Origin of the sequence: Rhodohalobacter barkolensis, assembly GCF_002834295.1 — a bacterium.
In the GTDB taxonomy this organism is placed as follows: domain Bacteria; phylum Bacteroidota; class Rhodothermia; order Balneolales; family Balneolaceae; genus Rhodohalobacter; species Rhodohalobacter barkolensis.
Genome location: NZ_PISP01000001.1, coordinates 1,439,268 through 1,451,489 on the forward strand (window position 1 = coordinate 1,439,268; position 12,222 = coordinate 1,451,489).

The following is a 12,222-nucleotide window of genomic DNA, read 5'->3' on the forward strand; positions in this document are numbered from 1 at the left end:
TTTCCTGTCGGCATTTTTTTTTTGAATCAGAACATCACGGATGTCTCATCAGATGAGTCCTGAATAAAGTTCTGTATGCCGTATCATCCCACCCAGATATCCCGTGTAGATCAAATAAGCTGAAGCCACAAGCGCAAGAAGAATAATGACGATGATGAAAACCTTAAAGCCTTTCACTTTATCGTCTTTGAAGTAAAAGATTCCTCCCAGTCCAAATATTCCGAGTAGTATTGCAAACAAGCGGGAATTTTCGGCTGCATGTTCATGATTCTCTATGGCATCGTGTGAAAAACCGGCAATGTCCTCGACGATATCTTCCGCACCATCACCCGTGTAAAACGTGATGATTGCAAAGATAGCGGCGATAACAAAACCAAAAAAAGCAAGTTTTCTATATTCCGGCTTATTGGTGAAATATCCGGCTAAAAGTACAAATAGAGAAAATATCGTTAGTATCACAGGTACGTGATTGACAATCAGATGTATGTGAGCGGAGTTCATAGGTCTTCCTTTCCTTTAATTTTTGGACAGATATCACTCAAACTTCTGTGTTAACTGTCCGGATTAGTGTTGTTCAGGTTCCTGATTATCTTCTTCCTTCGAAAAAAGAGATTCGCTGCCTACCGGTTTTGGAACACTTCGGTTCTTCTCCATCCAATGATAGATAGTTGGGAGAACGAGAAGAGTGAGGAGTGTTGCGGTAACCAATCCCCCAATTACAACTGAAGCCAGCGGACGCTGAACTTCCGAACCCGGGCCGGTATTAAATGCCATTGGAATAAAACCTAAACTTGCCACTAATGCAGTCATCAGTACCGGACGAAGCCTGTCTGCGGCACCTTCGAGTACAGCTTTGCGAAGCGGATATCCGTCCTGCCTTAATTCATTCAAGTGAGCTACCAGTACAATACCGTTCAGAACTGCTACACCAAACAGTGCCACAAAACCAATACTTGCTGATACGGAAAGATAAAGTCCTCGCATCCAGAGGATGAAAATTCCACCTGATAGTGCAAAAGGCAGGTTAAGAAAAATCAAAAACGTAAATCTCATGTAGCCGAACATCAGATAGAGCAAACCCAGAATGATGAGAAGTGTAAGCGGAACAACCAGGTAAAGATGCTGCATGGCACGCTGCTGATCTTCAAATGCTCCTCCGTACTGCAAAAACACCCCGGCCGGTACATTCACTTCTTCATCTATACCGGCTTGAAGATTGGCTACATAGCTGCCTATGTCAATATCCCTGATATTGATCCCGACAATCACACGTCTCCAGTTGTTTTCACGGGCAATTTCTCTTGGACCCTCCTCTGCCTGAATATTGGCTACCCGCTTCAACGGAATAAAACCACCTTCTGGAAGGCGTACCGGAACCTCCATAATTTCGGCAATGGAGTTTCTCAACTCCTCAGGGTAACGAACTACAATATCAAACCTTCGCTGTCCTTCAAAGACCTCACTGACTACAGATCCACCAATTCCGGTTTCCACTACCTGCTGCACGTTATTTACGTTCAATCCGTAGGATGCAACGGCTTCGCGATCAATTTCAATATTCAGGTAAGGCTGACCGGTGGTCTGCTCCAGGAAGTAGTTATCTGTTCCCGGTAATCCTCCTAAAATGGAAACAATATCGCTACCAACCTGATTGAGCACATCCAAATCTTCTCCAAAGACTTTCACCGCGATATCGGATTTTACACCACTCGTCAGTTCATCAACCCGCATGGCAATTGGCTGTGTAAAGTTATAAGCTAACCCCGGTTCTGTTTCGAGGTATGGCCTGATCATATCTATGATTTTCGGTTTCGTCATTCCGGACCGCCAACTCTCTTCAGGTTCCAGCACCACCCAAACATCTGTTTGATGCACACCCATCCAGTCATTGGCCAGATCGGAGCGCCCTGTTTTGGGAACTACAGTTTTGATCTCAGGAATATTTCGAATCAATTCCCCGGCCAGCCAGTCAGCATTTTCGACGGACTCTTCTAGGGTGACAGAGGGCATTCGTATCTGTTCTACTAAGATTGATCCTTCCTCAAGTTCCGGGAGAAACTCTGTTCCCAAAAATGGGACTATTACCAGTGAAGAGATAAAAACTATCATAGCTACACTGATGGTAACCAGTTTATGATCCAGGCTTCTTTCCAGGAATTTCTGGTATTTCGGCTTGAGCCAGTTGATGATATAGTTCTTGCGAACTTTCACACCTTTTCTGAAAATAATTGCAGACATCGCCGGAACATAGACAAGCGCAAGAATAAGCGAACCGAACACCGCCGCCGCAACTGTAATCGCCATCGGACGGAAAAGAATACCCTCCATTCCGGAAAATGTCATAATGGGCACATAGACCATCAAAATAATTAACACTCCAAAAAAGATGGGTCGCGCCACCTGGTGTGCAGCTTTTCGGATAACAGCCATTCGAGACTGTTCATCTTTATCCTCATGGAGCCGGTGAACGATATTCTCCACCATCACCACAGATCCATCCACAACCATTCCGAAATCGATCGCTCCAAGACTCATCAAGTTTGCGGCCAGCCCCAGCTCACCCATTCCAATAAACGCAAAAAGCATGGAAAGCGGGATAACGGATGCCACAATTAATGCACCGGATATCTCACCTAAAAGGAGCAATAGAACTACAATTACAAAAAATCCTCCCTCAACAAGATTGATCGTAATGGTGCCGGTGGTTCGGTCAACAAGATCAGACTGATCATAAAACTTCTCTATAAATACTCCCTCCGGCAGACTTTTATTGACCTCTTCGATACGATCATTAATGTCACTGATGACTTCCCGTCCGTTTCCGCCTTTCAGCATCATTACAATACCGGTCACCACCTCTCCATTCCCATCCTGAGTGACGGCTCCCTGCCGGAGCTGCTCACCGAGCCTTACTTCTGCCAGGTCTTTCACATAAACCGGCCGGCCGCCAAGGTTGGTCACCACAATATCTTCTATGTCCTGTGCCCGCGAAATTTGCCCAAACCCCCTGATGATATACTGCTCGCGATTGTGCTCCAGAAAATTACCGCCCGAAACGCTGTTGTTATTCGAAATTGCTTCAACAATCTCGGCCAATCCCACTCCAAAAGTTCGTAGTTTTCCGGGTTGAATCTGAACTTCATACTGTTTCACAAAACCGCCAAAAGAGTTCACCTCTGTCACTCCTTTCACGGTTTTTAACTGCGGCGCAATGGTCCAATCCTGAATAGTGCGAAGTTCTGTTAACGAGTAGCCGTTTCCTTTCACCACATACTGAACTATTTCTCCCATGGCTGTGGAGATTGGGCCAAGCTGAGGTGCATCCACGCCTTCGGGAAGATCATCAGCAATACTTTGAACACGCTGACTTACGAGTTGACGTGCAAAGTACGTATCTGTTCCTTCCTCAAACTCAATCGTTACAGCAGACAGTCCGAACTGTGAAATAGACCGGACCTCTTTCACATCCGGCAATCCGTTCATAGTGGTTTCTATCGGGTAACTCACGAGCCGTTCCACATCGTAAGGTGAATACCGGCCCGCTTTGGTGATAACCAAAACCTGTTCCGGAGTCACATCCGGCAGGGAGTTGATAGGAATCTCCATCATGGCCCGTATGCCGCCAAACGCCATCAAAACAACCAATGCAAGGGCTACGAACTTCTGTTTCAGACTAAAATCGATGATGCCTTTAAGCATGATTAATCCTCCGCAAACTCTTCAAATTTACCCAGTGCCTTCAGGCTGAAGATTTGAGTAACGGCAATCTCCTCCCCTTCTGTCAGACCGGACGATACAATTGCCGAGTCAGTTAACAACCGATCAATTTCTATAGGCCGGTTTTCATAGTTCAGATCATCTATTTTCACAAAAACTGTAGCATTTTGTCCTTCAAACTGTATGGCATCCATTGGAATGGCAATGACTTCACTCCGCGTATTTGCCTCATATTCGATTCGTACTGATTGGCCGATAACCGGCCACTGATCTACCGTTTCAACCTGGGAGTTAGCAATAATTGCCCGGTTCTCCTGATCAAGACCGGGCTGAATGGATGTGATTTCTGAGTTTACCGACATCGCACCCTGACTGCCTTCCCGGTTAGTTCTCTGAGAAATGACAGCTTTAGCTCCTACTTGCAAAAAAGGGATATCCGCAGGGTCAATAAAACCACGAACCAGAACCTCCCGGTTATCCACAATATCTAAAAGCATATTATTAGCATTTACTGCACTGCCCAGATCAATCATATGGTGATTGATCTTTCCGTCAATAGGGGCGTAAAGAATCAGTGTTGCATTTTCATTCTCCTGCATATTTTCCCAGGCAGCCAGTTGCTGTTCATCAATTCCTACGGCTGAAAGTCTCGCTCGTGTTGCCCGAACCCTGGTGCTGGCTCTGCTTAAATCTGCGGCAGCTCTGTCCAGTGAGCTCTGCGGACTAATTTTACGTTCAACCAGGGTGGAAAGTCGCTGAACCTGCTGCTCGAGATAAGCCCTCTCTGCAAGTGCTTCCAGGTAGTTCGCTGCTAACTCAGCAAATTCCAGACTCTCCATTTCAAGAAGCGGTTCTCCCTTTCGAATCTCTTCTCCCTCATGAGCAAAAATCTTGGTAATCCGACCGTCAACAGGGGTACTGACTACAGCTATATGTTCAGGAGCAGCCACCACTATTCCGGGAACCGTCATTGGGTATGAAAACAGTTGCCGGGTAACACGATAGTGCTCTATCGACAGATCAGATGCCTGCTTTTCGGTTAAACTAACCTGTTTAACACTCAGAGCCTGATCCCCTGTAACAGATGGTGGCGAAGAGACATCCAGATCATCTACCGGCTCCGGCTCACCACTGCAAGCAGTAAAAAGTAACAGAGCCGTCACCGTTAGTTTTAAAAATTTGATGATTACTTTTTTTAACTGTTTCATAAGATCCTCACTCACTGAATACAAGTTCATTTGGTAAATATCTTTCCAATTCAATCAATTGCAGATAGTAATTGCGCAGTGATTCGTAATATTGTTGCTGACCATTTAAATAGGTTCGTTGTGCTTCGAGTACACGAAGTAGGTCCAGCTCTCCCATTCGATACCCCTCTTGTGTCAGTTCAAGCAAACTTTCTGATCGATCCTGAATAAAATCTCTGAACGAGATAATCGATTTCCTGCTGGTTTCGTAACTGTGCCAGGCATTCTCTGCCTGCTGTTTCAGCGACAAAACTGTTTCATTTACGCTCCACTCTTTTTGTCGATGTATGGCCCGTGCCTGTTTAACATTTCGGCTCTCATTCATGCCAAACCAAAGTGGAACAGAAATTCCGACTTCAAATCCATTAAAGTCGTATCCGGCACCAAAATCCTGTCGATAGTAGTTGATCCTCAAATCAGGTAAATAACTGCTTCTTGCTGCTTGAACACCGCGAAGTGCTGCATCAGACTGGCTCACTGTTGACTGTACTTCCGGCAATTCACTCACGTTTTGCATCACCAAATCCTGTGAGATCTGTACATCAAAGAAAGAAAGCGTATCCGGATAATTAATTCCGTATTGCTGTTGTTCGGGATCCAGACCGATCGCTGTAAACAGAGCATACCGTGATCGATTCTTTTCATCTTCAGCCCTGTTTAACTCATTTTCTGCATTGGTAAGCTGTATTTCGGCCTGTATTAAATCCAGTTCTGTCGACTCTCCAACCTCCAGCCTGGCCTCTGCAATCTCTTTCAGCTCTAGAGCTAACCCTACCTCCTGCTCTTTGATCTGAACAAACTTTATCGCATATGCCAATTCGGTATACGCACTTTTTACACTAGCTCTGACACTCTTTTTCGTTGCTTCAAACTCCAAATCAGCCACACGAGTCTCCGTTCTCGCTTTTTGATTCTGATAGTAGCCTCTCAGTGGAAACGCAATTGTTTGAGACACCCCCCATCGCTGCTCGGAAAACAGATCCCCGTCTAGACCTTCCTTGAAGTAGTAAAGTTCCGGACTCTCCACCCCCCAAGCCATACGATGCTCCATCGATCGAACCTGAACCTCCTGCTCCATTCGATTTAATTCCGGATTGTTTTCGAACGCTTTTTGAAGGGCATCTTGTACCGACAATTCTGAAATCTGTGAAAAGCTGGCCGTTGGCAAAAAAAGTGATACCAGAACAAGTACGAATAGAATTTTTTTAACTTCTCCTAACATCATTCAAACTCCTGAAATTTATGATCAAACTACCCTATCTTAATTTTAGACAAATTTATCCATTATTCCTACATATTTATTGAGTAACCCTATTTTATATTGAGTTTAGATAAGATGATTTAGCTTCTGTTTTTATTTAATTTCAATCCTGAAATATTATATCACTCCTCAGAAAACCTGCTTCGATGAGTAAAATAAAATCCGGCAATTAAAGATGAATTGTTTCAAAACCTTAACACCAATTGAATCTTATCTAAACGACTCAATTCCATATTTTTTTAAGTCTCCATCTGCCTACATTCAATTTTCAACCAAAAATTAAAAAGGGAGAAGTCATGGAAAATGAAAAAAAATCGGTAACGGTTGGGTGGTTTGAAATACCGGTTCGGGATATGGATCGGGCAGTTAAATTTTATAATGCCATTTTTGATACGAAACTGAGCATACAGACTATTGAAGGGCTTGAAATGGCCTGGTTCCCATGGAATGAAGCGGGTAAAGGTGCAGGTGGCTCTTTGATAGCAGCAGGAAAGCACTATAAACCGAGTCATGAGGGTACACTCGTCTACTTTTCTTCACAGGATGTTGATGTTGAACTTCAAAGAGTAGAAAAAGCCGGTGGAAAGATTCTTCAGAAAAAAACTGAGATTACACCCGATATCGGTTTTATGGCATTGATCGAAGATACTGAAGGAAACCGAATTGCACTGCACTCCCTACATTAAGAGATAAGCTTTCCCTGATCTAATTCCATATTTAACATTGTTTCCAATTTTATCAGATTCAATTATGGCATATGGATCAAGAAACCGGCTCATATTTGTATAACAAATCCGATCTCATTTCGTATTGGAATAGTGAAGTGTAAGTGGAATCAAAAATCCCCTCAACAAAATGTTATTCAACACTTTATCTGTTCTAAAGAAAAACGATAACAGTACGCATCAACCGTTTCAATTTTCATACCTAACCATACTGGGTCTGATAACTGCTCTTCTACTTATCACTGGCTGTGACCTGACCGACAGTGATCAAGATGCAACTATTTTTGAAACAGATTTCAGAAGTGAAAACACAGATTGGGACCCTTTTTATACCGGTTATACGGTTAGCGACGAAGAGAACATGGAGTTCGACAACGGTATAAAACCACTTCCTGAACCATTAAACAGCTCGGAGAATGGTTACTACATAACGGCACTAAACCGAAGTGACAATGTGAAAATGCTTCTTAGAAATCGAATAGATGGGCTCGATCCAAATACAACATACAGCGTTCGATTTACGGTACGTTTTGCAACCGAGGAACCATCCGGTTGTGCGGGAGTAGGCGGAGCACCGGGAGAAGCTGTTAAAGTCATTGCAGATGCATCCGAAGTTCGGCCTGAGCCAATCATTGAGAATGAAGGAGATGACGGATACTATCTTTTGAATATTCAATATATGGGTGACTCTCAGGAATGGTATCAGAATGCAATCATGGGAAATATTGCAAACAGCCGCGAATGTGAAGATGGAGAAGAGTTCGAAATTAAGGAAGTCACTTCCGGGCTGAGTCACAGCACGGTTACAACCAATGAAAATGGTGAAGCCTGGCTTATGTTTGGTACACGTTCGGGCTTTGAAGGTCAAACAGAACTTTATTACACCTATTTTAAAGCAGAGTTCAGAAAGTAGTTCACTCTTTCCCAATGAATTAGCTTAAATTCTTGTTGGTAGTAGGCCAAAGGTGAATCATATATCAATAACGAATGAGTCTTAAAAAACCCGGTACACCATTCTCAATTCTGGATCTGGCAGTTGTGACGGAAGGCAGTTCTATTTCAGGAGCGATTTCTAACAGCAGAGACCTGGCAATACAAGCGGAGGATCTCGGCTACAATCGTTTCTGGATGGCAGAGCATCATAACATGGAGAATATTGCCAGTTCTGCCACCTCCGTTCTCCTTGGACACATTGCCGAGGCAACCACCAAAATCCGTGTTGGGTCCGGAGGAGTGATGTTGCCCAATCACTCACCTCTGGTGATTGCTGAACAGTTTGGAACCCTCGCCTCGATCTATCCGGGACGAATTGATCTTGGACTAGGTCGAGCACCGGGTACAGATCAGGTTACTGCCAACGCCATTCGAAGCGATCGCATGCAGCAGGTTCAAAAATTTCCTGAACATATCAAGCAGCTTCAAAAGTACTTATCTACTGAAAACAGCACCGCTGCGGTACGGGCTTTTCCCGGCGAAGGCACTGAAATTCCGATCTGGATATTAGGCTCCAGTACAGACAGTGCATTTCTGGCCGCCGAGTTGGGTCTGCCCTATGCATTTGCCAGCCATTTTGCTCCTCAGCAATTAATGCCTGCCATTCAGCTATACCGCAGACATTTTAAACCATCCAAACAGCTCGATTCACCCTACATCATGCCTCTCGTAAATATTATAGCGTCTGAAACGGATGAGCAGGCAGAATATCTTTCCACATCCATGAAGCAGATGTTTATGGGTGTCATCACAGGTGAGCGTAAACCGATGCCACCTCCTGTGGACGATATGGACTCCATCTGGAATGAGCACGTAAAGTATGGAGTCAACCAGATGCTTACCTACTCTTTCATCGGCAGTAAAGAAACCATCGAAAAAGATGTAAACCATTTTATTGATCAAACCGGTGCAGATGAAATTATGATAGCCTCTTACATTTACGATCATAATGAAAGGGTGAAATCACACCGCCTTTTCTCTGAAGTAATGAGTGCAACATTTGCCTGATGATAATCGGCTTAATTTTTATCAAAATTTTCTTCCTCAATTTCGTAGCGCAATTCGTACATTCTTGTTGAAACTTTTTTTCATGATTGAGTCTAAATATCAAACAACAAGCAAAAGTTATGAGCAGTAAACCAATTGTAGGCGTAGTAATGGGCAGCGACAGCGACTGGCCAACCATGAAAGAGGCAACGGAAATTTTAGATCATTTCGGAGTTCCTTACGAAAAACAGGTCGTTTCTGCGCATCGAACACCTGATGTTATGGCAGAGTATGGATCCCTCGCCCGTGAACGTGGATTAAAAGTGATCATTGCCGGTGCCGGTGGTGCCGCTCACCTTCCCGGAATGCTTGCCGCTTACACTACACTCCCGGTAATTGGCGTGCCTGTGAAGACAACAGCACTTGGCGGACTCGACAGCCTCTACTCGATAGTACAGATGCCTAACGGTGTGCCCGTAGCCACAGTTGCAATTGGAAAGGCTCGCAATGCCGGCCTGCTCTCTGTGCGGATGTTGAGCATGAATGATTCGGCTCTGGCCGATAAACTTGACGATTACCATCTCAGCATGGCGGATGAATCGATCGAAAAAACCAAAAATCTGAAGTAGTTACGTCAATTGAAAAATAAAGTTATCAATATCACAATTCTGGTTCTGCTAGCAGTTTTTATCCTCTTCCGGGTAAATACTGCATTGAATCAGATGAACAGTGACGATCAACAACCGTCACAATCTATTGAAGAATTTCCCACTGTATTTACAGGAGTAATGCCTTGTGCAGATTGTCCGGGTATAGAATCCACTGTGTTGATTGAAGAAGAAAGTTTCACGGAGTGGAGTCACTATCAGGATCGTGGAGATAATCTCTACCAGGTGGATGGTAACTGGAGTTTTTCAGGAGACACACTTAAACTCTATCGCGTTGAAGGCGAATTACATAAAGCATTTTTATACAGTAAAGATCAACTGCAGCTTCTGGATCGTGATCTTCAATCGATATCGAGTGAACTTGAAGATCAATATAGCCTCACCCGATCGCCCGAAGAGGAATCCATTCGCAGCAGGCATGCTGAACTTCGACGAAACGGGATCAATTTTTTAGCCAGCGGTAATGAACCCTTTTGGTCTGTACACGTTAATTTTGAGAGTGATTTGATCTATAAAACTCCTGAAGAGGAACAAACTTTTTCTTTCTCTGACGTTACTGAATCTAAGGAAGAGGATCAGACTCTATACAGCAACGAAACACTTCAGCTAAATGTATCGTCGGGCTACTGCAGGGATTCCATGAGTGGGTTTCTGTTTACCCACAAAGTTACCCTTCAGATCAACAGTCGGGAACTGAGTGGTTGCGGAAGATACCTCTAACTTGGTCTAAGTTTTGGCGAGCTTTCTGTTGTGCTCAATGATTCTGTGATAAGCTTCCAGAACGGCTTCCGTTGTATTTTTTTCAATCACCGTTCCATGCTGTTTTGCAATTTCCCGGGCATTGAGAGGAGCAAATGCCAGCTTCACCGCTTTTAGCGCCGGTACATCTCCGCTGCTGTCACCGATGTAACCCATCTTATCCAAAGGAATATCCAGTGCTTTGCTCAGTAGTTTAAATCCCTGAAGTTTGTCGTTACCCGGCATCAGGGTATTCACGGAAATGTCTGTAGCATGAACTTCCAGTCCCGGAAAGTCCCGGCTTACCTTGTTCAAAATCAAATCATGCAATTTTTTAATGACCTCTTGGTCCATACCGACAATTCCGGCATCCATCATTTTAGTAAACTCAAGATTGATTCCGGGATAATCGGGAAGAACTTCTGTTGTGAGCCACTTTTTCATCTGTCGGATCGGTTCAATTGCCCCATTCTCGGTACTGATGGCTGTTTCAAACCGATGACCTTCCCAGTGAAAAACCCCTGCACTTTCAAAAACAAACGGTAACCGAATATCCAGCCATTGAGCAACTGCTTCGGCATATGGAAATGGACGACCGGTACAGATTGTAAGTGGCGGAATCAGATCTGACGTTCTGCTCTCAACATTCAGCTTTCTGATTTCATTAATCGCTTCCCAATCGGGAGTTTTAAACGGTTCAGATATGCATCCATCAAGATCTGTTACAAATAGTTTGATCATTACAGTTCGTTCTCAGTACTTAGTTATCACTGTTTCTGTTTAGGTGATCCGGAAAGAAGAGTCCGATAACAAAAAGGATCAGGCCAATCATAAGTAAAATTTGATACCTATTTTCATAATCGGCGTACTCCTGACTGGAGAATTCACCTCTTTCCAACTCATCAAGTCTGGCAAAAAAAGGTTCAATATTATCACTTCCTGACCGGATAGCATAAAACTCTCCACCTCCGCTATTCGCAATTCTTCTCATCGTATTCTCTTCGAGCCGGGTGGTTACGGTGTTACTCTGCCGATCGCGATGATAACCCGTCATTCGTCCCTGTTCATCATAGATGGGGATAGGGCCACCCTCCGTTGTTCCTATGCCAACTGTAAATACGGTTACACCCCGTTCAGTCAGTTGATCCAGTGTCTCGTCATAATCCGGACCATGATTTTCACCATCACCAATAAAGAGTAACACATTTGATGCATTCTGTCTTTCAACGGAATCAAAAACTTCTATTGCACGCTCCATGGCCGACTGAAAATTACTTCCGGGTACCGGCATCTGATCCGTGTTGGCAACATCCAGAAATAGTCGAAGAGCAGAATAATCCGTTGTGATGGGTGCCTGAACATATGCTTCACCAGAAAAAACAATCAGCCCGATCCGGTCTCCTGCAAGCCTGTTTACCAATCGATTGACTTCAAACTTTGCTTTGTCTAATCGGCTTGGGCGAACATCTTCCGCATTCATGCTTCGCGACAGATCCAGGGCAACCATTATGTTCAGTCCCGAACGCTGAATCTCCCTGACTTCCGTCCCAATTTTGGGCCCGGCAAGTGCAATTATGAAAAAGAGAAGAGCAGCCAGTATGCTGAACATGCGGACTTTATCTCCCGTACTCCAGAAATTTTTTCGCAACTGGTTGATCAACCGGTCATCAAACAGTTTTTCTCTTTTCTTGCGCTGTTGTAATCTAAACCAATAGTACAGAGCATACAGAACCGGAAGAAGCAGTAAAAACCATAAATAGGAGCTGTTTTCCCAAATCATAGAATGAAATTTGTTTTAAAGCTGATAAAAGATAGCACACTTTTTACAGAAGACGAATGCAGAATCTAAGTTTAACAGCGCTATGAGATATTCAGCCAATTAACCT

General features: G+C 44.0%; 11 protein-coding genes. 5 read left to right on the forward strand and 6 right to left on the reverse strand.

What is annotated here, in order from left to right; genetic code table 11:
- Window positions 1-48: 48 nt before the first annotated feature.
- From CWD77_RS05990 to CWD77_RS06005, 4 genes are all read right to left on the reverse strand, one after another.
- Complete coding sequence (locus CWD77_RS05990) at window positions 49-501, reverse strand: DUF2231 domain-containing protein (RefSeq protein ID WP_101072355.1); 453 nt, start codon at window positions 499-501, stop codon at window positions 49-51.
- A gap of 63 nt (window positions 502-564) precedes the next feature.
- On the reverse strand, window positions 565-3,699 hold the full coding sequence (locus tag CWD77_RS05995) for an efflux RND transporter permease subunit (protein WP_101072358.1): 3,135 nt from the start codon (window positions 3,697-3,699) through the stop codon (window positions 565-567).
- Between the two features lie 2 nt (window positions 3,700-3,701).
- A complete protein-coding gene (locus CWD77_RS06000) occupies window positions 3,702-4,925 on the reverse strand; it encodes an efflux RND transporter periplasmic adaptor subunit (RefSeq protein ID WP_165779086.1) in 1,224 nt (407 codons plus the stop codon).
- Between the two features lie 7 nt (window positions 4,926-4,932).
- Entirely contained in the window at window positions 4,933-6,189 is a 1,257-nt protein-coding gene (locus CWD77_RS06005) for a TolC family protein (protein ID WP_101072360.1), read from the reverse strand.
- 332 nt (window positions 6,190-6,521) lie between these two features.
- On the opposite strand from CWD77_RS06005, the gene CWD77_RS06010 reads away from it, so the two are divergent.
- From CWD77_RS06010 to CWD77_RS06030, 5 genes are all read left to right on the forward strand, one after another.
- Window positions 6,522-6,911: a VOC family protein gene (locus tag CWD77_RS06010; protein WP_101072361.1), complete on the forward strand. Its 390-nt coding sequence runs from the start codon at window positions 6,522-6,524 to the stop codon at window positions 6,909-6,911.
- 169 nt (window positions 6,912-7,080) lie between these two features.
- Entirely contained in the window at window positions 7,081-7,863 is a 783-nt protein-coding gene (locus CWD77_RS06015; RefSeq protein ID WP_101072363.1) for a hypothetical protein, read from the forward strand.
- 74 nt (window positions 7,864-7,937) lie between these two features.
- A complete protein-coding gene (locus CWD77_RS06020) occupies window positions 7,938-8,951 on the forward strand; it encodes an LLM class flavin-dependent oxidoreductase (protein WP_101072364.1) in 1,014 nt (337 codons plus the stop codon).
- A gap of 119 nt (window positions 8,952-9,070) precedes the next feature.
- The gene (purE, locus tag CWD77_RS06025) at window positions 9,071-9,559 is read left to right on the forward strand and encodes a 5-(carboxyamino)imidazole ribonucleotide mutase (RefSeq protein WP_101072365.1); all 489 of its coding nucleotides are present in this window, start codon (window positions 9,071-9,073) and stop codon (window positions 9,557-9,559) included.
- A 9-nt stretch (window positions 9,560-9,568) separates the two neighbouring features.
- A complete protein-coding gene (locus CWD77_RS06030) occupies window positions 9,569-10,318 on the forward strand; it encodes a copper resistance protein NlpE N-terminal domain-containing protein (RefSeq protein ID WP_101072366.1) in 750 nt (249 codons plus the stop codon).
- A 6-nt stretch (window positions 10,319-10,324) separates the two neighbouring features.
- Here CWD77_RS06030 and CWD77_RS06035 read toward each other — a convergent pair whose 3' ends face one another.
- Together CWD77_RS06035 and CWD77_RS06040 are read right to left on the reverse strand one after the other, a co-directional pair.
- Complete coding sequence (locus tag CWD77_RS06035) at window positions 10,325-11,077, reverse strand: HAD family hydrolase (RefSeq protein WP_101072367.1); 753 nt, start codon at window positions 11,075-11,077, stop codon at window positions 10,325-10,327.
- Window positions 11,078-11,096: 19 nt separating this feature from the next.
- Window positions 11,097-12,116, reverse strand: a complete 1,020-nt coding sequence (locus CWD77_RS06040; RefSeq protein WP_101072368.1) for a vWA domain-containing protein — start codon at window positions 12,114-12,116, stop codon at window positions 11,097-11,099.
- Window positions 12,117-12,222 lie beyond the last annotated feature (106 nt).

Excerpts from the sequence above, each read along its gene's own strand:
- CWD77_RS06040 (WP_101072368.1), bottom strand. The coding sequence starts at position 12,116 with ATGATTTGGGAAAACAGCTCCTATTTATGGTTTTTACTGCTTCTTCCG.
- CWD77_RS06005 (WP_101072360.1), bottom strand. The coding sequence starts at position 6,189 with ATGATGTTAGGAGAAGTTAAAAAAATTCTATTCGTACTTGTTCTGGTA.
- CWD77_RS06000 (WP_165779086.1), bottom strand. The coding sequence starts at position 4,925 with ATGAAACAGTTAAAAAAAGTAATCATCAAATTTTTAAAACTAACGGTG.
- purE (WP_101072365.1), top strand. The coding sequence starts at position 9,071 with ATGAGCAGTAAACCAATTGTAGGCGTAGTAATGGGCAGCGACAGCGAC.
- CWD77_RS05995 (WP_101072358.1), bottom strand. The coding sequence starts at position 3,699 with ATGCTTAAAGGCATCATCGATTTTAGTCTGAAACAGAAGTTCGTAGCC.
- CWD77_RS06020 (WP_101072364.1), top strand. The coding sequence starts at position 7,938 with ATGAGTCTTAAAAAACCCGGTACACCATTCTCAATTCTGGATCTGGCA.
- CWD77_RS06010 (WP_101072361.1), top strand. The coding sequence starts at position 6,522 with ATGGAAAATGAAAAAAAATCGGTAACGGTTGGGTGGTTTGAAATACCG.
- CWD77_RS06035 (WP_101072367.1), bottom strand. The coding sequence starts at position 11,077 with ATGATCAAACTATTTGTAACAGATCTTGATGGATGCATATCTGAACCG.
- CWD77_RS05990 (WP_101072355.1), bottom strand. The coding sequence starts at position 501 with ATGAACTCCGCTCACATACATCTGATTGTCAATCACGTACCTGTGATA.
- CWD77_RS06015 (WP_101072363.1), top strand. The coding sequence starts at position 7,081 with ATGTTATTCAACACTTTATCTGTTCTAAAGAAAAACGATAACAGTACG.